At 72.6% G+C, this 19,789-nt stretch carries 19 protein-coding genes; 12 read left to right on the top strand and 7 right to left on the bottom strand.

From position 1 onward, the window contains the following. Positions 1-84 precede the first annotated feature (84 nt). The 8 genes from ACWGJ5_RS01210 to ACWGJ5_RS01245 all read left to right on the top strand — a co-directional run bounded on the left by ACWGJ5_RS01210 (position 85) and on the right by ACWGJ5_RS01245 (position 8,393). Complete coding sequence (locus ACWGJ5_RS01210; protein ID WP_453307712.1) at positions 85-1,155, top strand: ABC transporter permease; 1,071 nt, start codon at positions 85-87, stop codon at positions 1,153-1,155. Continuing rightward, positions 1,148-2,161: an ABC transporter permease gene (locus tag ACWGJ5_RS01215; RefSeq protein ID WP_453307713.1), complete on the top strand. Its 1,014-nt coding sequence runs from the start codon at positions 1,148-1,150 to the stop codon at positions 2,159-2,161. Before ACWGJ5_RS01210 ends, ACWGJ5_RS01215 begins: the two co-directional genes overlap by 8 nt. A gap of 37 nt (positions 2,162-2,198) precedes the next feature. Next, positions 2,199-3,278 carry a rhamnose ABC transporter substrate-binding protein gene (gene rhaS / locus ACWGJ5_RS01220; RefSeq protein ID WP_453307714.1) on the top strand — a complete coding sequence of 360 codons (1,080 nt, stop codon included), beginning with the start codon at positions 2,199-2,201 and terminating at the stop codon, positions 3,276-3,278. A 17-nt stretch (positions 3,279-3,295) separates the two neighbouring features. Continuing rightward, on the top strand, positions 3,296-3,616 hold the full coding sequence (locus tag ACWGJ5_RS01225) for an L-rhamnose mutarotase (protein ID WP_453307715.1): 321 nt from the start codon (positions 3,296-3,298) through the stop codon (positions 3,614-3,616). A gap of 22 nt (positions 3,617-3,638) precedes the next feature. Further along, positions 3,639-5,051: a BNR repeat-containing protein gene (locus ACWGJ5_RS01230; protein WP_453307716.1), complete on the top strand. Its 1,413-nt coding sequence runs from the start codon at positions 3,639-3,641 to the stop codon at positions 5,049-5,051. Between the two features lie 80 nt (positions 5,052-5,131). Then, a complete protein-coding gene (locus ACWGJ5_RS01235; RefSeq protein ID WP_453307717.1) occupies positions 5,132-6,157 on the top strand; it encodes a LacI family DNA-binding transcriptional regulator in 1,026 nt (341 codons plus the stop codon). A gap of 140 nt (positions 6,158-6,297) precedes the next feature. Beyond that, on the top strand, positions 6,298-7,599 hold the full coding sequence (locus ACWGJ5_RS01240) for an alpha/beta fold hydrolase (protein WP_453307718.1): 1,302 nt from the start codon (positions 6,298-6,300) through the stop codon (positions 7,597-7,599). A 50-nt stretch (positions 7,600-7,649) separates the two neighbouring features. Beyond that, positions 7,650-8,393, top strand: a complete 744-nt coding sequence (locus ACWGJ5_RS01245; protein WP_453307719.1) for a PIG-L deacetylase family protein — start codon at positions 7,650-7,652, stop codon at positions 8,391-8,393. A 3-nt stretch (positions 8,394-8,396) separates the two neighbouring features. Here the strand turns inward: ACWGJ5_RS01245 and ACWGJ5_RS01250 are convergent, their stop codons facing one another. Together ACWGJ5_RS01250 and ACWGJ5_RS01255 are read right to left on the bottom strand one after the other, a co-directional pair. Then, positions 8,397-8,783 (bottom strand): hypothetical protein, encoded by a 387-nt coding sequence (locus ACWGJ5_RS01250; protein WP_453307720.1) that lies wholly within the window; start codon positions 8,781-8,783, stop codon positions 8,397-8,399. Between the two features lie 211 nt (positions 8,784-8,994). Further along, on the bottom strand, positions 8,995-10,608 hold the full coding sequence (locus ACWGJ5_RS01255) for a cytochrome P450 (protein WP_453307721.1): 1,614 nt from the start codon (positions 10,606-10,608) through the stop codon (positions 8,995-8,997). A gap of 135 nt (positions 10,609-10,743) precedes the next feature. On the opposite strand from ACWGJ5_RS01255, the gene ACWGJ5_RS01260 reads away from it, so the two are divergent. Together ACWGJ5_RS01260 and ACWGJ5_RS01265 are read left to right on the top strand one after the other, a co-directional pair. After that, positions 10,744-11,349, top strand: a complete 606-nt coding sequence (locus ACWGJ5_RS01260; protein WP_453307722.1) for a TetR/AcrR family transcriptional regulator — start codon at positions 10,744-10,746, stop codon at positions 11,347-11,349. Positions 11,350-11,464: 115 nt separating this feature from the next. Continuing rightward, positions 11,465-12,205: a DUF2470 domain-containing protein gene (locus ACWGJ5_RS01265; protein WP_453307723.1), complete on the top strand. Its 741-nt coding sequence runs from the start codon at positions 11,465-11,467 to the stop codon at positions 12,203-12,205. 82 nt (positions 12,206-12,287) lie between these two features. On the opposite strand, the gene ACWGJ5_RS01270 is transcribed toward ACWGJ5_RS01265, so the two are convergent. From ACWGJ5_RS01270 to ACWGJ5_RS01280, 3 genes are all read right to left on the bottom strand, one after another. Then, complete coding sequence (locus ACWGJ5_RS01270; RefSeq protein ID WP_453307724.1) at positions 12,288-13,487, bottom strand: lactonase family protein; 1,200 nt, start codon at positions 13,485-13,487, stop codon at positions 12,288-12,290. A 106-nt stretch (positions 13,488-13,593) separates the two neighbouring features. Beyond that, on the bottom strand, positions 13,594-14,643 hold the full coding sequence (locus ACWGJ5_RS01275; protein WP_453307725.1) for a hypothetical protein: 1,050 nt from the start codon (positions 14,641-14,643) through the stop codon (positions 13,594-13,596). A 137-nt stretch (positions 14,644-14,780) separates the two neighbouring features. Further along, positions 14,781-16,034 (bottom strand): FUSC family protein, encoded by a 1,254-nt coding sequence (locus tag ACWGJ5_RS01280; protein ID WP_453307726.1) that lies wholly within the window; start codon positions 16,032-16,034, stop codon positions 14,781-14,783. Positions 16,035-16,111: 77 nt separating this feature from the next. Between ACWGJ5_RS01280 and ACWGJ5_RS01285 the strand changes: the two genes are divergently transcribed. Then, positions 16,112-16,960, top strand: coding sequence for a TIGR03086 family metal-binding protein (locus ACWGJ5_RS01285; protein ID WP_453307727.1), 849 nt, complete (start codon positions 16,112-16,114; stop codon positions 16,958-16,960). Positions 16,961-17,414: 454 nt separating this feature from the next. Here ACWGJ5_RS01285 and ACWGJ5_RS01290 read toward each other — a convergent pair whose 3' ends face one another. After that, complete coding sequence (locus ACWGJ5_RS01290; RefSeq protein ID WP_453307728.1) at positions 17,415-17,909, bottom strand: FBP domain-containing protein; 495 nt, start codon at positions 17,907-17,909, stop codon at positions 17,415-17,417. A 102-nt stretch (positions 17,910-18,011) separates the two neighbouring features. Between ACWGJ5_RS01290 and ACWGJ5_RS01295 the strand changes: the two genes are divergently transcribed. Then, complete coding sequence (locus ACWGJ5_RS01295; protein WP_453307729.1) at positions 18,012-18,959, top strand: DUF3626 domain-containing protein; 948 nt, start codon at positions 18,012-18,014, stop codon at positions 18,957-18,959. A gap of 162 nt (positions 18,960-19,121) precedes the next feature. Here ACWGJ5_RS01295 and ACWGJ5_RS01300 read toward each other — a convergent pair whose 3' ends face one another. Then, entirely contained in the window at positions 19,122-19,763 is a 642-nt protein-coding gene (locus ACWGJ5_RS01300) for a PAS domain-containing protein (protein WP_453307730.1), read from the bottom strand. Between the last annotated feature and the right edge of the window lie 26 nt (positions 19,764-19,789).

Genomic DNA, 19,789 nt, shown 5'->3' on the forward strand with positions numbered 1-19,789 from the left:
TCGCCCGAGGGCGGCGGCGCAAGACGCGCGGGACGCCGGGCCGCGGACGAGGAGCATGGCCGCAGCCCCCGGGAGGGCCGCCGCATGACGGTGACCACCCCGAACCCCGCGCCCGTCGTCGAGGCGCCCCGCTCCAGCGGCACCCGCCTGGTCGACCGCGTCTTCAAGATGCGCGAACTCGCCATCCTGGTCGTCTTCCTGGCGATGATCGTGGTCACACAGGCGGGCAACAGCCAGTTCCTGTCCGAGCAGGGCATCAAGGACCTGCTGCTGAACGCGACCATCCTGGTCCTCGTCGCCACCGGCCAGTCGCTGGTGGTCATCACCCGCAACGTCGACCTGTCCGTCGGCTCCACTCTCGGCATCAGCGCCTTCGCCGCCGGCACCTGTCTGCACGGCGGCGGCAACCCGGTCGTCGCGATCGTCCTCGCGGTGCTGCTCGGCATCGGCTTCGGCCTGGTGAACGGCCTGCTGGTCAGCCTCGGCCAGGTGCCCGCGCTGGTGGTCACCCTGGGCACCCTCTACATCATCCGCGGCATCGACTCCATCTGGGTCGGCTCCCGCCAGATCACCGCGGCCGACCTCCCCCCGGGCTTCGTCGACTTCGGCTCCGGCGGCCTCTCCGCCGTGCCGTACCCGGCGCTCATCGCCCTCGCCGTGCTGGTCGCCACCGCCTACTGCCTCAAGCACTTCCGCAGCGGCCGCGAGCTGTACGCCCTCGGCTCCAACCCGGAGGCCGCCCGCCTCGCCGGCATCCCGGTCCGCAGGCGCATCCTGCTCGCCTACACCTTCTGCGGCGCCCTCGCCGGCCTCGCCGGGGCCATGTACCTCGCCCGGTTCGGCAATGTCGACTCCGGCACCGGAAACGGCTACGAACTCACCGTCGTCAGCGCGGTCGTCGTCGGCGGTGTCGTCTTCACCGGCGGCTCGGGCAGCGTGTACGGCGCCGCGCTCGGCGCCCTGCTGCTGACCTCCATCAACAGCGTGCTGCCCGCGCTCGGCGTCAGCTCCGTGTGGGTCCTCGCCATCAACGGCGTGCTGCTCCTGCTCGCCATCGCCGTGGACCGGGTCGTCGCGCTGCGGGTGGCGGCCGCCCTGAAGAAGAAGTCGGCTTCCGCGAGGTCCGCCGTACAGAAGGGGGAGGCTCGTGCCTGAGTCCCTGACCCGTGCCGTCCGCTGGGACACGGTCGTCGGCGGCCTGCTGATCGTCCTGTTCCTGCTGTCCTTCTCCTTCGTCGACGGCTTCGGCAACGCCCTCAACCTGTCGTTCCTGATCGGCAACACCCTGCCCATCGCGTTGATCGCGCTGCCGATGACCCTCCTCGTCGTCTCCGGCGAGATCGACCTGTCGGTGGCCTCCACGGCCGGCCTGTCCGGCGCGCTGATGGGCAAGCTGTGGAACGAGGGCATGGCCATCGAGACGATCATCCCGCTGTGCCTGCTGCTCGGGGTGGTGTGCGGGCTGGTCAACGGCCTGCTGGTGACCCGGCTCGGGCTGCCGTCCCTCGCCGTCACCATCGGCACCCTCGCCGCGTACCGGGGCATCGCCCAGATCGTCCTCGGCTCCGACGCGGTCACCGACTTCCCCGCCCAGTACCTCGACTTCGCCGCCGGACGCATCGGGAACTCCTTCCTGCCGCAGGCCTTCCTGCCCTTCCTGGCGCTGCTCGCCGTCGCCGTCGTCGTGCTGCACGCCACCCCCTTCGGACGCTCGCTGTTCGCGATCGGCGCCGGCGAGGAGGCCGCCCGGTTCGCCGGGATCCGGGTCAAGCGGGCCAAGCTGCTGCTGTTCGCCGCCACCGGCTTCATGGCCTCCCTCACCGGCGTCTTCTGGGCCCTGCACTACGCCAGCGCCCGCTACGACAACGCCACCGGCCTCGAACTCTCCGTCGTCGCGGCCGTGTTGCTCGGCGGCATCGACTTCGACGGCGGCAAGGGCACGCTCGGCGGCGCGATCGCCGGCGTGTTCCTGCTGGGGGCGCTGCAGAACGTGATGAGCCTGCTGAACGTCTCCGCGCAGTCGCAGATCGTCGTGACCGGCGTCCTGCTCGTCGTCTCCGTGCTCGGCCCCCGGGTCGCACGGCAGATCTCCGTCGCGAGGGCCGGCCGCAGAGCCGCCTCGGCGCCGGTGCCCAAGGCTCCCCCCACGCCTGCCGCATGACCCGTTCTTCCGCCCACCCCGTAAAGGAAACCTCGCCATGCGCAAGTCGTCGATCCGCCGTGCCTGTGCGGCCCTCGCCGCCGCCACCTCCCTCGCGCTCGCCCTCACCGCCTGCGGCGGCACCACCAAGAACGACGTGAAGAGCGACAGCGGCTCGGGCGCGGCGGCCGGCCAGGCCGACCCGAACGCGGCCACCAAGAAGGGCCTGACCGTCGGCTTCCTGCCCAAGCAGGTCAACAACCCCTACTTCACCTCCGCCGACAAGGGCGGCGAGAAGGCCCTCGCCGACCTCGGCTCGAAGTACAAGGAGGTCGGCCCGTCCAGCGCCACCGACACCTCCGGCCAGGTCTCCTACGTCAACACGCTCACCCAGCAGCAGGTCGACGCGATGGCGGTCTCCGCGCAGGACCCCGGCGCCCTGTGCACCGCGCTGAAGCAGGCCATGAAGAACGGCATCAAGGTCGTCACCTACGACTCCGACACCACCGCCGACTGCCGCAACGCCTTCGTCTCGCAGGCCAGTGCCGAGGACCTGGGCCGTACCGAGGTGCAGCTGCTCGCGCAGCAGATCGGCTACAAGGGCCGGATCGCGATCCTGTCGGCCGCGCAGACCGCGACCAACCAGAACACCTGGATCGACTACATGAAGAAGGAACTGGCGGACCCGAAGTACAAGAACGTCAAGCTGGTCAAGGTCGCCTACGGCAACGACGACGCCCAGCAGTCCTTCCAGCAGACCCAGGGCCTGCTCCAGCAGTACCCGGACCTGAAGGGGATCATCTCCCCGACCACCGTCGGCATCAAGGCGGCCGCCCAGTACCTCTCCGGCTCCAAGTACAAGGGCAAGGTCAGGCTGACCGGCCTCGGCACCCCCAACGACATGCGCAAGTACGTCAAGAACGGCACCGTCGACGCCTTCGAGCTGTGGGACCCGGCGAAGCTCGGCGACCTGGCCGCGCGGACCGCGGTCGCGCTGGCGTCGGGACAGATCACCGGCAAGGAGGGCGAGACGTTCAAGGCCGGCGGCACGACGTACACCATCGGCAAGGACGGCGTGATCAACCTCGGCAAGCCGACCGTGTTCGACGCCAGGAACATCGACGACTTCGACTTCTGACCCGGGAGCGGTACTTCATGCAGCGCGTCTGTTTCCTGCTCAAGGTCCGAAAGGACCGGATCACCGAGTACCGCGAACGCCACGCCGCCGTGTGGCCGGAGATGCGCGCGGCGCTCTCCGCCACCGGCTGGCAGAACTACTCCCTCTTCCTGCGCGACGACGGCCTGCTCGTCGGCTACCTGGAGACCGAGGACTTCGGCGCCGCCCTGGCCGGCATGGCGGCCACCGAGGTCAACGCCCGCTGGCAGGCCGAGATGGCCCCCTTCTTCGAGTCCCTCGACGGATCCCGCCCCGACGAGGCGATGAAGCCGCTCACCGAGGTCTTCCACCTCGCCTGAGGTCCCCTTCCTGGAGCCGCTCATGAAAAGACGCACCGTGCTCGCGTCGGCCGTCCTGGCCAACGTGGCGACGCCGGGCATCGCGCGGGCCGCCGATCCCGGACCTGCCGTCAGCAGGAGGAGCACGACCCTGCTCGACTCCCGGGCCGTCTATTTCGTGTCCTACGACGGCCTGGTCAACAACAACTCGTTCCAGAAGAACGGCCTGCTGACGTACAGGGGCTACCAGTACGCCGCGTGGTACACCGCCACCGGCAACGCGGTCGTCGCCCGCCGGGCCGCCGGAGCCGGCAGCTGGTCGACCACCGCCCTTTCGCACGTCCTCAAGGCCAGCGACTCCCACAACGTCATCTCCATGGGCGTCTCCCGGGTGGACGGCCGCCTGCACCTCACCATGGACTCCCACAGCGACGGCTTCTTCTACGTGAAGTCCGGCGCCGGCCTCCTCGACAACCCGGCGTCCACGCCTTGGAGTCCGTCCGTCCTCGGCCCCGTCCAGACTTCCCTCGACGGCCTCGCGCTCACCTCGCAGTTCACCTATCCGCAGTTCGTCTCCACCCCGGAGGGCAGGCTCCAGCTCAGCTACCGGGCCGGTGTCTCCGGCAACGGCCGCAACGCCCTGGCGGAGTACGACGGTTCGTCATGGACGGCGCTGGGGGAGTGGTCCGGCTCCACCGGTACCTACACCAGCTCGCACGGCTCCAGCACCGCCCGCAACATGTACCTGCACGGCATCGACTACGACACGGGCGGGCGGCTGCACTCCCTCTTCACCTGGCGCGAGCAGAACGCCGCCGTGATGTGCAGCAGCGGTGGCATCACCAACCACGACACCGGCTACGTCTGCTCCACGGACCGCGGCCGCACCTGGCGCAACGACGCCGGCGCCCTCGTCGGCACCACGGGCACCGCGGACACCGTCTCCGTCACCGACCCGGGACTGGTCGTCGACCCCCTCGGCCCCGACCACTCCCTGATGAACCAGGAGAGCCAGTGGACCGACTCCGCCGGCCTCCCGCACGCGATCATCAGCTATGTCCCCGGCCGCTTCGGCCGGTGCACCACCGACTACGTCGCCGACCGCACCGCGCACGGCCGCGCGTTCCACCTCCGCAAGAACTCCTCCGGCAGCTGGAGCAAGACCGAGATCCCGGTCCCCCTGGGCTCCAGCCAGCGCACCAAGCTGATCCTGGACAAGTACGACAACGCCTATGCGGTCTTCCCCCACGGCCGTGTCGCCGGCGCCTCCAGGTCCTCCGGCCACACCGACTGGACCCTCCTCTTCGACGGTGGCGGCCTCGACGCCTTCGGCGAGGTCGTGATCGACGAGATGCGCGCCAGGTCGGACAACGTGCTGTCGTTCATGTACCAGGAGAAGTCCACCGGTACGACGCCCTCGGCGCTGCACGTCGTGGAGTTCTCCCTGCCTGCATGAGCGGACCGTCAAAGGGGGCGGTGACGGTAATGTGAGGATCCGCCCGCCGCCCCTCGTCATCCCTGGAGGTCTGAAATCCGATGGCCCAGTCGGTGGGTATCAAGGACGTCGCCCGCGCCGCCGGAGTGTCGGTGGGCACGGTGTCGAACGTCATCAACCGCCCGGACACGGTCGCCGACGAGACACGGGCGCGGGTGCTGTCCGCGATCGACCGGCTCGGCTATGTCCGCAGCGAGTCCGCGCGGCAGCTGCGCGCGGGCCGCAGCCGGATCATGGGGCTGCTCGTGCTCGACATGGGCAACCCGTTCTTCGTGGACGTGGCCCGTGGCGCCGAGCGGGCGGCCCGCGAGGCGGGGCTCGGTGTGATGGTGTGCAACAGCGCCCAGAACGCCGCGGAAGAGGCCGATTACCTGGCGCTCTTCGCCGAGCAGCGGGTGCGGGGCGTGCTGCTGACCCCGGCCGACGCCACCGGCCGCAACATCGAGACCTTCCGCCGGCACGGCATCCCGTTCGTGCTGGTGGACCGGGTCGCCGAGGGCACCACCGAGTGCTCGGTGTCCGTGGACGACGTGGCCGGCGGCGCGCTCGCGGTCCGTCATCTGGTGGACGCCGGGCACCGCTCCATCGCCTATGTCAGCGGACCGCCCGGACTCAACCAGGTCCGCGACCGCCGTACCGGCGCCCTGACCGCCCTGGCCGAGGCCGGACTCGGCCCCGAGGCGCTGCGCGAGCTGCCCACCGAACGCCTCGACGTGGCCGCCGGCCGCGACGCCGGAGCCCGCCTGCTGGGCCTCGCCGACCGGCCCACCGCCGCGTTCTGCGCCAACGACCTGCTCGCCCTGGGCGTCCTGCAGGCCATGTACGCGGCCGGTGTCAGCGTCCCCGACGACCTCGCCATCGTCGGCTACGACGACATCGAGTTCGCGGCGGCCGCCGCCGTACCGCTGACCTCCGTACGGCAGCCCGCCGTCACCATGGGCGCCCTCGCTGCCGAGCTGCTGCTGGAGGAGACCGAGCAGGGGGAGGGCGAGCGGACCCACGAGCACCGCAGGGTGGTGCTCCAGCCGGAGTTGGTGGTGCGCCGCTCCAGCCTCGCCGCACGCTGAGCGCCGCGTGCCGCCCGGCGAGCCGGGCGCTGACCGGAAATTCAGTAACAATCCATGATCCCCGGGCTCGGCGCGGGTCCGGTCATGTGCTGAACTGGGACCCGTCCGTACCGCCCGTCTCGTCCGTCCCGGGAGACCCGTTGAGCCTCAGCTACCGCCAGCCCGGTGTCATCCTCACCGACCGCCGCTTCACCGTGCCCCTCGACCACGCCACCCCGGACGGGGAGACGATCGAGCTGTACGCCCGTGAGGCCGTCGCGAGCGACAAGGCCGGGCAGGAGCTGCCGTGGCTGCTGTACCTCCAGGGTGGTCCAGGCTTCGGGGCAAATCGTTTCGTCGGACGTCAGGCCTGGCTCGACCGGGCGCTGAAGGACTACCGAGTCCTGCTGCTCGACCAGCGCGGCACCGGCAGCTCCACCCCGGCCTCCCGGCAGACGCTCCCGCTGCGCGGCGGCCCCGCCGAGCAGGCGGACTACCTCACCCGATTCCGCGCCGACTCCATCGTCCGGGACTGCGAGGCGATCCGCCCGCAGGTCACCGGCGGCGCCCCCTGGACCGTGCTCGGCCAGAGCTTCGGCGGATTCTGCACGGTGTCGTACCTCTCCCTCGCCCCCGAGGGCCTGGACACCGCCGTCATCACCGGAGGCCTGCCCTCCCTGCACGCCCACGCCGACGACGTCTACCGCGCGGCCTACCCGCGCATCGAACGCAAGGTCACCGCGCACTACGCCCGCTACCCCCAGGACGTCGAGCGGGCCCGCCGTATCGCCGACCACCTGCTGACCCACGAGGTGAGCCTCCCGAACGGCTACCGTTTCACGGTCGAGGCCTTCCAGTCCCTCGGCCTGACGCTCGGTACGAGCGAGGGCAGCCACCGGCTGCACCACCTCCTGGAGGACGCCTTCGTGCGCACACCGGGCGGCCTGGAACTGTCCGACGCCTTCCAGGAACAGGCCCAGTCCCAGCTGTCGTACGCCGCCCACCCCCTCTACGCGCTCGTCCACGAGTCGATCTACGGCCAGGACACCCGCCCCACGGCCTGGTCCGCCGAGCGTGTCCGCGCCGAGTTCCCGCAGTTCGACGCGGCCAAGGCGCTCGCCGGCGACACCCCGGTGCTGTTCACCGGCGAGACGGTCCACCCCTGGATGTTCGAGGCGGACCCGGCCCTGCGCCCGCTGCGCGAGACGGCCGACCTGCTCGCCGCCCGCACCGACTGGCAGCCCCTCTACGACCCCGCCCGCCTCGCCGCCAACGAGGTCCCGGTCGTGGCGGCCGTCTACCACGACGACATGTACGTCGACACCGCACACGCGCTGGAGACCGCACGGGCGATCCGCGGCCTGCGCACCTGGGTCACGAACGAGTTCGAGCACGACGGCCTGCGCGCGGGAGCGCCGCGAGTCCTGGACCGGCTGTTGGGGCTGGCACGGGACGAGGTGTGAGGCAGCGCCCCGAAGGGACGCGGGAGTGCGCCGCAACTGGTCTGCAGCCCATGACCGAGCCGAAGAACGCCCGACTCCAGCCCATGCCGGAGGACTGGCAGCGCGGCCTGGCCGTGGTGGCGCACCCCGACGACCTGGAATACGGGTGCTCCGCGGCGGTCGCCGCCTGGACCGACACCGGCCGCGAGGTCGCCTACGTCCTCGCGACCCGCGGCGAGGCGGGCATCGGCACCCTCGACCCCGCCGTCTGCGGCCCGCTGCGCGAACGCGAGCAGCGGGCCAGTGCGGCCGTCGTGGGTGTCGGCTCGGTCGAGTTCCTCGACCACCGCGACGGGGTGATCGAGTACGGGCTCGCGCTGCGCCGCGACATCGCCGCCGCGATCCGCCGCCACCGCCCCGAACTCGTCCTCACCCTCAACCACCGCGACACCTGGGGCGACGTCGCCTGGAACACCCCCGACCACGTCGCCGTGGGCCGGGCCACCCTGGACGCCGTCGCGGACGCCGGCAACCGGTGGATCTTCCCGGAACTCACCGAGCTGGGACTCGAACCCTGGGGCGGCGTCCGCTGGGTGGCGGTCGTCGGCTCCAGCCGGCCCACCCACGCGGTCGACGCGCGGCCCGGTCTGGAGCGCGCGGTGCGCTCCCTGCTCGAACACCGCTCCTACATCGAGGCTCTGACCGACGAGGACCCGGAAACGTATGTCCGCACCTTCCTGACCACCAACGCCAGGACCACCGGTGAACGTTTCGGCGGCATGCCGGCGGTGGCCTTCGAGGTGTTCGGACGATGAGTTCTACATGCGAGGCCTGCACACCTCGGTCCTGGGCGACCGCTCGCCCTGCGGCGTGTACGTGATGCTCTTGGCGTCCGTGTTGAAGCGCAGCTGCACCGTGCCGTCGTCGTAGGCCCCGCCGGGCGACAGGATCCGCTGGACGACATGGCCGGTGCCGGCCACGACGATCGCGCGTTGCCGGTAGAGCAGCACGAACGTGGTGTCGACGCGCGTGAGACAGATCGGGAGTCCGGCGCTGGACGCCGGTATGGGTTCGCCGACCTTGAAGGACGGTGACGGCGACGGACTCGCAGCGGCCGTGGACGGGGCGGCGCCGAACAGGAGCTGGACGGTGAGCGCGGCACCGCTCATCGCGGCGGCAAGGGTGAACCGGGGCCTGGCGGTCATGAGCGACTCCTTTGCCGGAACGTCCGAGTACCGGAAGGTCTCCACCCACGACTGAAGGCCTTCCGGTACGGGGAGGCGATCTCACGTGGGCCGAACGGGTGAATGCGGGCCCGTCCGGTGGTCCTGAACCGTGCACCGGTGGTGGTGGCGCGGTCCGTGAGCGACCATGCGCCACGCGGCCCGCGGTGGCGTCGGGACCCGGCTGCCCGCTTCAGCCACCCGCCCGGTGCACCGGACAACCGGCGGCTGACCGGGCGATCCCCTGGGAACGGCGGAAGGGGGCGTCGTGCGCCTGCGGGCTCGTCGTGGCCGCTCCCGCCTCCGCGGCGGTAGCCGCATGGCCGACACCGCCCTGCGCCCCTTCGGGGCACGTGCGCCGCGCCAAGCCCAATCGCAGCCCCTCCGGCATCACCGTCAGCCGTTCGGTGACGGTCAGCCGGTAGGCCGGGTCGGGCAGCAGGTCGTAGCGGCGCAGCAGGAGGCCGAGGACCAGGGTGGCCTCGTGCAGGGCGAACTGGCGGCCGATGCACGCCCGCGCGCCGGTGCCGAACGGCTTGAAGGTGTGCGGGGGACGAGACCGTACGGCCGCCGCCTCGAAGCGGTCCGGGTCGAAGCGCTCGGCGTCCTCGCCCCAGACCTCCGGGTCGCGGTGCAGCATCGGTGTCAGCACCAGCGCCCACGCGCCCCGGCGCATCGGGTGTTCCTCGGCGAGCACGGTGTCCTGCCGGGCCTCCCGGGCGAAGGCAGGGGCGGTCGGCCAGAGCCGCAGGGACTCGTCCAGCACCCGGCGGACGTAGCGCAGCTTGGCCACCTGGTCGTAGCCGGGGCGTGCGTCCTCGCCCCAGACGCGGTCCACCTCGGCGCGGGCCCGGGCGGCGATCTCGGGGTGCCGGGCGAGGTAGTACAGGGCGAAGGAGAGCGCGCCCGAGGTGGTCTCGTGGCCCGCGACCAGGAACGTGATCACCTGCCTGCGGACGTTCTCCGCCGACAGCTTCTCGCCCGTTTCCGGATGCGCCGTCTCCAGCATCCGGTCCAGCAGGTCACCGTCCCCGCGACCCGACCGGCGCCGTTCTGCGACCAGGTCGTCGACGGTGCTGTTGAGGTGGGCCATGTCGGCCGCGTTGCGCCGGGCGGCGGTGCGCAGCAGCAGCGGGGCCAGCGGCCCGGGCACGCTGTTGAGGCGCTGGGCGTGGGTGAGCGTGCCGACCATCGCGGTGACGAAGGGGTGCGGGCGGTCCCGCTCGAAGGAGCCGAAGTCGTGCCCGAACCCGGTCCGCGCGATCGTCTCCAGGGTCAGCTTGGTCATGTCCCCGGGCACGTCCACCGTGCGCCCGGCCGCCGCCTCACGGTCCCAGTGAGCGGTCAGGCGTTCCGCGACCGCCAGCATCATCCCGTGGTAGCCCTCCATGGCCTCCCGGCTGAAGCCGGGCGCCAGGACGTCGTGCGCGAGCTGCCAGTTGGGCTCGTGGTTGTAGGCGGTGAACAGGCCGTCCCCGGCGACCGGCCGCAGATTGGCCACGCCGAGACCGACGTGCTTGGCGAACCGGGACTCGTCGGCCAGGTCCGCGGCGAGCCGCGCGCCCCACACGAACACGAACTCCTTGCCGAAGGCCCGCCGCCGGAAGATCGGACCCAGGTCGCGCCCGAAGCGCATGGAGTCCTGCACCGGCCTGCGCCGGTCGGCGCCGAGCACATCGCCGAGCAGCGGCACCCGGCGCGGCGGATGCGGAATGCGGTGCAGCTCGGGCCAGCCCAGTTCGGCGCTCCGGAACCCCTTGGGCAGCTCCGTCTCCGTCGTCTGCGTCCTCTGCGTCGTCTCCGCCATGACGCCGATCTCCCTTGATCCAGCGGACCGTTGAACCTGCGAGTGAAGCTGTGGCGCACGCCGTGTTGTACGTGGGTTCAATAACCTGTTTCAGTCTGGTCCGCTTGTTGAACCCGCGTCAAGTAAAGTGACGCCATGCCCGCGAACCAGGGGGAGCGCGCCCGGCGCAGACTCAGCACCGTGGAACGGCGTGCGCAGCTGTTGTCCGTCGGCGCGAAGCTGTTCTCGGAGAGCCCCTACGACGACGTGTGGATCGAGCAGGTCGCCGAGATCGCCGGGGTCTCCCGAGGGCTGCTGTACCACTACTTCCCGACCAAGCGGGACTTCTTCGCGGCGGTCGTCGAGCGCGAGAGCGAGCGGATGCTGCGCATGACGGCGGCCGTGCCCGGCGTGCCGGTGCGCGAGCAGCTCGCCGCCGGCCTCGACACCTACCTCGGTTACGTGCAGGCCCACGCCCACGGCTTCCGCGCCTTCCACCGCGCCGACGCGGCCGGCGACCAGGCCGTCCGCCGGGTCTACCAGCGGGCCCTGGCCGCCCAGGAGCAGCAGATCCTCGCCGCGCTGGCCGCCGACCCCGAGTTCGGCCCCGTCTACGAGAGCGCTCCGCATGTCCGCCTGGCCGTGCGCGGCTGGCTCGCCTTCACCACCGCCGTCTGCCTGGAGTGGCTGCGCGACGGCGAGTTGACCCGCGAGCAGGTGCGGGACCTGTGCGCGCGGGCGCTGCTGGGTGTCATCACCTGACCATCACTCGACCACGGCCTGACCGCCCGCACTGGTTTTTTCCGCCGGTGGGGTGCGGTTGGCGTGCACCCCGATCTCCGATAGGTTAGGCAAGGTTTACCTAAGGAGGTCTCGGATGGGTGACACGCAGGACTGGACGGCCGCACCCGGCGCCGCGGAACGGGCACGGTCGGTGCTGGCCGTCGCCTGGTCGTGCGCGGTGACCGCGGACGGCGCCCGCGAGGAGTACGTCGGCGCGCACACCGTGACCGACGACGGCGCCGTGCGGCTGACGGTGCCCGACGACAGCGCCCTGCTGACCGCGGCCATCTGCGCCCCACGCCAGGAACCCTCCGCCGTACTCGAGTTCGCCGACGTGGCCCCCGTACCGGTACGCGGCCGGATCCGGGCCCGGCTCCACCTCGCCGGCTGGTTCGCACCGGACCGCGGCACCTTGCTCTTCCGGCCCACGCGGGCGGTGTTGCGGCGGTCCTCCGGGGCCGTGGTGGTCGACCCGGACGAGTACGCCGCCGCCCGGCCCGACCCGCTCGCCCAGGCCGAGGCCCGGCTCCTGACCCACCTCGCCGACGCCCACCCGGACGCCGTCGAGCGGCTGACCCGCCTGGTGCGGCCGGAGAGCCTGCACGCCGCTACCCGCGTGCTGCCCCTCGCCGTCGACCGGCACGGACTGACCCTGCGCATCGAGCGCACCCGCGCCCATGGCGACGTACGGCTGCCCTTCCACGCGCCCGCCGACGACGTCGCCCAGCTCACCGAGCGCATGCACGCCCTGCTGGCCCAGGCCACCGCCGCCGCCTGCCCGCGCGCGCGAGGGCCTGTCACGTGGCTCAGGTCGCAGGGAGGCGGCGGTGCCTGACCGGCCGACGTGAGCGGGGTCCGGAGCGTGCGGATGTGCGTGCCGCACCCCGCGTCCGCGGCATGATCCGCCGGACGGGTCCCTACAGCGGCAGCGCGCAGACGGCGACCGGTGAGGCGAACGGCTCGCCGGCCGACCGGAGTTCACCGCTGTCCGCGTCGACGTGGAAGGCGGTGACCGTCCCCGAGCGCTGGTTCGCCGCGAACAGCAGTCCGCCGTCCGGCGAGAGAGCGATCTGCCGCGGGAAGTCCCCGCCCACCGGCACTGTGCCGAGCAGCCGCAGCCGGGCGCCGTCGGCCTCGATCGTGTACCGCGCGAGGCTGTTGTCGCCCCGGTTGGCCAGGAACGCGTACCTTCCGTTCGCCGCCACGACGAACTGCGCCGGGTAGTTGGTGCCGCCGCCCGACCCCGTGGACTGCGGCTCGCCGATGGTCAGCCGACCGGAGGCCGGGTCGTACCCGCAGACGGTGACCGTGTCGTCCACCTCGTTGGCCAGATAGGCGTACCGGCCGCCGGGATGGAAGGTCAGATGGCGCGGTCCGGCACCGGGCCGGGTGTGCGCCTGCGCCACCTCCGTCAGCGTGCCGTTCGCCGGATCCAGGCGGTAGCTGTAGACGGTGTCGGTGCCGAGGTCGACCGCGAGGACATGGCCGCCGTCGGGGCTGGTGACGAACTGGTGGGCGTGCGGCCCCTGTTGACCCGGGGCGGGGGGCGGGGTGGTGTGCGTGACCAGGTCGGTGCGCTCGCCCGGGGCGCCGGAGGAGTCGACCGGATGCACGGCGACACTGCCCGAACCGTAGTTGGCGCTCAGCAGCCAGCGTCCGGAGGGATGCACCGACAGATGACAGGGGCCCGCGCCGCCCGTGCCGCGGGTGCCGAGAACCCGCCGGTCGGCGAGGCGTACGGCCGTCACGCCGCCGTCCTGGCGCTCGTCGACCGCGTACAGCGTGCGGCCGTCAGGGTGCACGGCGAGGTACGACGGGTCCGGGACGCCGGTGAGGGTGCCGGAGCCGGTGATCCGGCCGGTCGCCGGGTCGTAGGAGGCCAGTCCGATGCCGGTGCCGCCGCCGTCGGCCGAGGTGTAGGTGCCCACGTACAGCGGACGCGGACCGGAGGGCCCACGGGGTGGTGCGGCGGGCCTGGGATCGTCCGCCGCGGCCCGGGTGCCGGTCGGCGGGGCCGCCGGGGACGGGACCGCCACCACGGCCGCCGTGCCCGCCACGGCTCCGACGAACCGGCGCCTGCTCCAGCGTCCGTTCACCGGCTCGTCGTCCGTGTTCATGCAGCACCTCAGGTCGTCGGTGGCCCCGGTCGTGACAGCCACCTTGGCCCCTGGCGACGGCAAAGGGCAAGCACGGCAACAGGCGTTGCGCACCATGCAACGCGATCTACCAGTCGCCGTCCTCGACCGGCTTGCCCGTCGCGTCCTTCAGCGGGGTCACCTGGCCGGCGGACGGCGCCTGCCAAGGGTCCAGGTCGTCCCCGAGCCACTCGCCGGCCGGCTTGAACGCCCCCAGGGTGTCCGTGGGGGCCAGATCCCCGGCATCGGCGTCGTAGTAGTCGTACCAGGGCAGCCCCGCCCGGGTGTACGCCGCCCGGTCGACCGGGGACGGCGGGGGCGCCTCGCCGGTGATACGCCGCCACTCCGGCGGCGTGACCAGATGCACGAACACCCGCCCTGCGGGCTCCTCGGACCAGTCCGTCAGCGGCCGCTCGTCCCGGTACACCTCCTGGCGCATCGAGCCGCCGACACCCAGACCCATGGCGGCGCCCCGAGGCGCCCCGCCGGGGGCCGCGGGAGGCGGCATCGCGCCGGGCGCGGACGCCATCATCGGCGCGCCGTACCCGCCCGTCGGCCCGGCCGCCAGGGCCCTGCGCCGCGCCTCCTCCCGCTCCCGCTCACGGCGCCGCCACTCGGACAGCAGCGGCTCCCGCAGCGGGAACGACTGCAGCTGCACGCCGCCCCACACCTCCTCGCCGGTGACCTGCCCCTCCACCGTCGCACCGAGACCGAGCGGTACGGCGACGAACTGGCGGACCGTCCCCCTGCCGGAGTTGATGCCGTCCAGCCAGGGCTGGCGGGGCAGGACCACGTAGTTCTGCGGATCCCGGGCGAGCCGGTCGCTCCAGGGCCGGCCGGACACCGCGCACACCTTGCCGACCCCGACCTGGAGCGCCGCCGGCTCCCTCGTGCCGGAGAAGCTCAGCCACATCGCCTCGCGCAGATACACCGGCAGCAGCACACCACCGCGCGCCCGCCACTCCGCCGGGACCGTGTCGGGGTGGTCCGAGACCCGCCGGACGGGGAACTCGCCCAGCCCGGGCGGCAGCGGATGCGTGCCCGACTCCGGCAGCCGCAGCGTGCGGATGAACCGCACTGCCACCCCGCCCGGCAACCGCAGTGTGTTCCCGTCGATCCGCACTCCGGAACCGGCCATCCGGTCGCCCCCTCGCATCCGTGCCGGTCGCCCGGCACCCCACGCAGTCCGTGCCGGCCGCCCCGGCACCTCTCGAACTCCGTCGTGCCGAGCCTCGCCCGGCACCCGTCGCGCCGAGCCTCGCCCGGCGCTCCCCCTCACCAAGAACGCTCACCGAACCCCGCACGGTTCCGCCACAGCTCCTCCTGTACCCCGAGCCGTTCGCGCACCCGGGTCATCCGGGGCAGCTTCGCCCGCTGCCTCCGGGAGACCCGGTCCAGCTCCTCGAACAGGCGCCGGGTGCGGTGCTCGGTGTTCAGCTCGTCGATGATCCGCGTCGTCTCGGTCAGCACGGCCCCGAACAGCTGCCAGTTCGCCCAGTCCCTGCCGATCTCCTCCCGGAGCAGCTCGGCCAGCCGGTCCCGGGTGCCGGCCGCCGTGTGCAGCTCGGCGGACAGACGGGCCTCCGCCGACTCGGCGTTCTCGCTCAGGTGGGTGGTGACCAGGACCGCGAAGCTGACCACCGCGTCGGCGATCTCCGACAGCAGCTGTTCGACGGTCGCCCCCACCCGGGGCGGGAACAGCTCCTCGGCCCCGCGGGCCTTGGCCAGGTCCGTGAAGGTACGGGCCAGCACCCGCAGCACCACCGTGCAGATCTCCAGCGCGTCCAGACCGGTCCGCAGCACCACCCGGTGCAGCAGCCCCTCCTTGACCCGCGGATTGAGCCGCAGGCTGTCCTCCGCCTGCCTGAGCGACGCGTCCACCCGGGTGATGTGCTGGTCCAGCCCGCGTGCCTCGTGCAGCCGCTCGGCCGCCCGCTCCCAGGGGATACGGCCGGCGGCCTCCTCACCCATCCGCAGCATCAACTGCCGTACCCGGCGTGCCTGGTCCTCGATCGAGCGGCCCGCCTCGTCCACCCACACCGGGGGCGGGAGCAGCAGGTTGCAGGCCGTGCCGACGACCGCGCCGATCAGCGTCTCCACGATGCGCGCCCAGGCGGTGAACCCGACGGTGGTGACGCCGAGGACCAGCATGGCGCTGATCGCCACCTCGGCCACGTACTCGTCGACCCGCACCAGATGCCCGACGGCCAGCGAGGCCACGATCAGCAGGGCGAGGCTCCACCAGGTCAGCCCCACCAGCACACTGAAGGCGATCGCCACCAGCACGCCGGCGACCACCGAGTTCACCCGGCGGATGCCGTTGGTGAGGGTGGCGTAGAAGGTCACCTGGACGACCAGCAACGCGGTCAGCGGCGCGGTCAGCGGGGCCGGCTCGGGGCTCAGCCGCAGGGCGATGACGTAGGCGATCGTCGCAGCCGTCGCCGACCGCAGCGTCTGGACGACCACCGGCTCCCGGCGCCGCTCCAGCAGACGCCACAGTCCCGTGGGCCACTTCCGTACGTCGTGCATTGCTTGGCCTGTTCCCGTTCCTCGGCCGCATCGAACGTCCCCCCTTGCGGACCGGAGCTGTCCGCAAAGGGGTCGGCATGGGGGAGAACAAGGGTGTGGGCGAGCCCGAGGGCGTCGAGCTGCTCCGGCTGGCGCACGCCTGTCTGCGCGAGGTGGTCGCCGCGGTGCCGGAGGAGGCCTGGGGCGGGCCGACGCCGTGCTCCGAATGGACCGTACGGCAGGTGCTCAACCACGCACGGATCGACCAGCAGGCATACGGCCTCGCGCTCACCGCCGGCCGGCCGGGCGAGGACCCGTTCCGGCCGGCCGACGCCCTGTACGGCGATGCGGTGGCCGAGCTGGACAAGGTCCTGGACGCCGTGGCAGAGGCCTGTGCGGGGCTGCCCGCCGACGCCGCGTCCGTGCCTACGCCGCTGGGCCCGCTGCCCCTGCCGCCGGCCGCCGGTGCGGGAGCGCTGGACGCCGCCGTGCACGCCTGGGACATCGCCGTCGCCACCGGTCGGAACCGGCCACTCACACCGGCGCTGGCGGCGGCCCTCCGGCCGACCGCCGACCAGCTGGTCCCACGGCTTCGCGAGTACGGCGTGTTCGCCCCCGCCCTGACGTCCGACGAACCGCTGGACGAGACGGCGGCGCTGCTCGCCTTCCTCTCGGCCGGGACCCGGAGTGGGCGCGCCCGGTGTCCTGACGGGGTGCTCTGCCGGGTAGGGCGCAGCCGGTCGGGACCGGGCGGGTGCTCCGGTGCCGTGTCGGGGCGGGCCGGCGGGTGGCCGGGGCGTCGGCCGGGACCCGGAGCGGGTGCGTCCGGTGTCCTGGGGGCGGTCCGTCGGGTGGGCCGTAGCCGGTCCGGGGCCGGCCGGTGTGGTGACGCGGTGGGCAACCGGGTGGCTCCCGCCGACGCCGCGACAGGAGCCCGGAGCGCGTGACACGACATCCGATCACCGTCCTGGCCCTGCTCACCGGCCGCCTGTGCGCCACCGTCCCGGCGTCGGTGGCGGCCGCCGCCGCGCAGCCCATGCCCGCCGCGCCGTCGGCGACCGTCCGGGCGGCCGCCGAAGACCCGGTCGTCAGGGCCCTCGACCAGGCAGCCCACCCGCTGCCACGCCACCGCTGTGGACCGGGTGGCCCGCCCAGTACGCCTACGGCTTCGACGACCCGGCCCAGTCGGCCGCGAGCATGCGCCACCGCGACGAGACGATGGCCGCGAGCGTGCTGGAGTGGTGGCGGCGCACCGGCAACAAGATGCTGCTGTCCGCGCACGACCGCGGCCCTCACCGGGTGGCGGCCGCCCGGCCGCGCGACCGGTGGTTGCGACCTACGCGAGAGTGCCGCAGCCCACGGCGCCGTCACGCATACGGCGCCGTCAGGCATACGGCGCCGTCAGGCATACAGCTTGTCGATGAACGCGCGCAGATTGCCCGTCGTACGGGCGATCTGCTCCTCCATCGTCAGGCTCTCCTCGAACCGCGTGCCCGACTCCGGCACCTTCTTGCCCCGCACATACAGCGAACACGCCAGGTCGGTGCACATGTACAGGCCGACCGAGTTGCCCTCGCGGCCCGCGGCCCCCGCCTTGCGCGCCGCCATCAGCGTCACCCCGCCGCCGGGATGCGTGGTCAGACACACCGAACACATGCTGCGGTGCAGAAACCCGCGCTGCGAGGCCTGGAAGCGGAGGGCGACGGCGACCAGCCGGTCGTCCCGTTCGGTGACAAGATAGCTGCGGTCGGGCGCCCCCGGATCCCGCCAGCCGAGGAAGTCCAGGTCGTCCCACGGGCGTTCACCGAGGTCCCGCGGCACCGTCAGCCGCTTGGCCTCCCCCTTGGAGCAGTTGACAAAGGAGTTGCGGATGTCCTGCTCGGTGAGAGATCTCATGGGGGAGTCCTTCCGGATTCGTTGCCGTGAACCTGGTGGTCCATAAAACCTAATAGGTCTAGGTTCACAGCTAGCCTAAGTAGCCAAGGGGAGGGTGGGCCAATGGATTTCCGGCAGGGGTTGCCGCCGCGCGCCCGACGGGCGCTGGACCATGTCGCCGCCGGGGTGAACGGCCCACCGCTCGACCCCGGTCTGCGCATCACCCTCAATTTTCACCCCGACCGGGTCTCCGGAGGACTGCCCATCCTCGAGGCGCTGGCCCGGGACGGCGCGTACCACTCGCAGTTCGTCACCGGCACCAGCAACGGCGGTCTCACCGCCCGCCCGGGAGGCGACCGGACACGCTGGGAGAGCCGGATCTTCGGCGGCGCCTACGACGACGCGCCCCCGTTCGAGCGCCCGTCGTACGGCGCCCTGAACTTCCGGCACCAGGTCGTCGGCGCGGCCCCGCGCTTCGGCTCCTCGCATCTCAGGCTGGCCGGAGCAGTCCTGGACCGGGCCACCTTCTGCTACCCCGACAGCGCGGCCGAGCCCAGCGACTTCGGCGTGGCCCCGGCGATGCCGCTGATCGTGCTCGCGGACGCGGACGAGCAGGACCCCCTCAACGACTACATCGAGAGCCATGTGCACGGCGGTGTGCTGCTCGCCCGGGACGTGGAGGCCCTCGTGCTCGACGCGAGCCACCGCGGCACCCCGGTGGAGGCGGCGGCCCGGGACCTGGCCTTCCCGCTGGAGTGGCACCCCGGCTACCGGCTCACCGTCACCGCACTGCGCCGCCACGCCGGCTACCGGGGCCCGGAGTACGCCGACCTCGGCGCGCTGATCGCCGAGCGCGGCCTGCTGACGCCGCGCATCATCGGCGACGCGGCCCGCACCGGCCAGCACGAGCTCCAGGATCTGAAGATGGTCTGGCACACCCTGGCCCGCTTCGGCGCCCCGGAGGGCGCGGGTACGGCGTACCGGGCTGTGGCCCCTTCCGAGGGCACCGGCCGCGGTACGGCCGCGCCGGGCGCGGCGCCGTCGGCTGCGGCGTCTTCCGGGACGGCGTAGCCGGCCCAACGGACGGCCGGCCGGTTCCGGCGTGGGCGTTCCCGGTAGTTCCTCTTCCGGCCCGCCGACTCCGGAGCGGCTTGCGGCGGCTCCTCGCACTCCGGCATCGGCCCTCCGCGTGCGCCTCTCCCCGCCCGGTCTCCTCCGAGCCTGTCGCTCGCCCTACCCCGCCGCCGACGTCCCTGCCGCCGGCGGCCACACCCCCGGCGCCAGGACGCCCAACGCATAGGCGCGGGCGATCAGTTCGGTTCGGTTGGCGGCGTTCCAGCGGGCCGACAGGCGTCGTAGGTGATAGGTGACGCCATCCTTGCTGAGGCCCAGTTCGCGGGCGGCGCCGGCCGTGGTGGCGCCGCCCGCCAGCAGGGCCAGCACGCGGCCCTCCACCGGAGTGACCCGTGCCGGCTCCGGCTCGGGCGCCGCGCTCTCGCCCCGCACCCGCAGCATCACCAGCAGGGCCGGTGTGTCGTCCACGCTGTCGCTCACCGGGTCCGCCGTCAGTTCCCCGAACCGCTCGGCGCCGCCCGGTGCCCGCCAGCGCACCGACACCTGGTAGCGCGAGCGGTGCCGCAGCCGCAGCGCCTCGGCGATCCGCTCCACCTGCGTGGCCTCCTGCGGGCGGAACAGCTCCAGCACGTCCCGTCCGCGCAGCCGCCCCGGCGTCGTACCGCACTCCGCCGCCATCGCGGGATTGGCCAGCACCACCATGCCGTACACATCGCACACGGCGACCGGCACCGACACCCGGTCGAAGAGCGTCAGGGCCCGGTTGCGCCATACGACCCCGTCGGCCCGCCCCAGGTCCATGCCCACCTCCCGAACTGCCGAGCCAC

This window comes from Streptomyces sp. NPDC054783, assembly GCF_053611725.1.

What these genes read in the sequence shown, in the direction of transcription:
- ACWGJ5_RS01280 (WP_453307726.1), bottom strand. Translation starts at nt 16,034, where the DNA reads ATGCACGACGTACGGAAGTGGCCCACGGGACTGTGGCGTCTGCTGGAG.
- ACWGJ5_RS01245 (WP_453307719.1), top strand. Translation starts at nt 7,650, where the DNA reads ATGACCGAGCCGAAGAACGCCCGACTCCAGCCCATGCCGGAGGACTGG.
- ACWGJ5_RS01230 (WP_453307716.1), top strand. Translation starts at nt 3,639, where the DNA reads ATGAAAAGACGCACCGTGCTCGCGTCGGCCGTCCTGGCCAACGTGGCG.
- ACWGJ5_RS01300 (WP_453307730.1), bottom strand. Translation starts at nt 19,763, where the DNA reads ATGGACCTGGGGCGGGCCGACGGGGTCGTATGGCGCAACCGGGCCCTG.
- ACWGJ5_RS01295 (WP_453307729.1), top strand. Translation starts at nt 18,012, where the DNA reads ATGGATTTCCGGCAGGGGTTGCCGCCGCGCGCCCGACGGGCGCTGGAC.
- ACWGJ5_RS01290 (WP_453307728.1), bottom strand. Translation starts at nt 17,909, where the DNA reads ATGAGATCTCTCACCGAGCAGGACATCCGCAACTCCTTTGTCAACTGC.
- ACWGJ5_RS01235 (WP_453307717.1), top strand. Translation starts at nt 5,132, where the DNA reads ATGGCCCAGTCGGTGGGTATCAAGGACGTCGCCCGCGCCGCCGGAGTG.
- rhaS (WP_453307714.1), top strand. Translation starts at nt 2,199, where the DNA reads ATGCGCAAGTCGTCGATCCGCCGTGCCTGTGCGGCCCTCGCCGCCGCC.
- ACWGJ5_RS01255 (WP_453307721.1), bottom strand. Translation starts at nt 10,608, where the DNA reads ATGGCGGAGACGACGCAGAGGACGCAGACGACGGAGACGGAGCTGCCC.
- ACWGJ5_RS01265 (WP_453307723.1), top strand. Translation starts at nt 11,465, where the DNA reads ATGGGTGACACGCAGGACTGGACGGCCGCACCCGGCGCCGCGGAACGG.
- ACWGJ5_RS01210 (WP_453307712.1), top strand. Translation starts at nt 85, where the DNA reads ATGACGGTGACCACCCCGAACCCCGCGCCCGTCGTCGAGGCGCCCCGC.
- ACWGJ5_RS01250 (WP_453307720.1), bottom strand. Translation starts at nt 8,783, where the DNA reads ATGACCGCCAGGCCCCGGTTCACCCTTGCCGCCGCGATGAGCGGTGCC.
- ACWGJ5_RS01275 (WP_453307725.1), bottom strand. Translation starts at nt 14,643, where the DNA reads ATGGCCGGTTCCGGAGTGCGGATCGACGGGAACACACTGCGGTTGCCG.
- ACWGJ5_RS01260 (WP_453307722.1), top strand. Translation starts at nt 10,744, where the DNA reads ATGCCCGCGAACCAGGGGGAGCGCGCCCGGCGCAGACTCAGCACCGTG.
- ACWGJ5_RS01285 (WP_453307727.1), top strand. Translation starts at nt 16,112, where the DNA reads ATGGGGGAGAACAAGGGTGTGGGCGAGCCCGAGGGCGTCGAGCTGCTC.
- ACWGJ5_RS01225 (WP_453307715.1), top strand. Translation starts at nt 3,296, where the DNA reads ATGCAGCGCGTCTGTTTCCTGCTCAAGGTCCGAAAGGACCGGATCACC.
- ACWGJ5_RS01270 (WP_453307724.1), bottom strand. Translation starts at nt 13,487, where the DNA reads ATGAACACGGACGACGAGCCGGTGAACGGACGCTGGAGCAGGCGCCGG.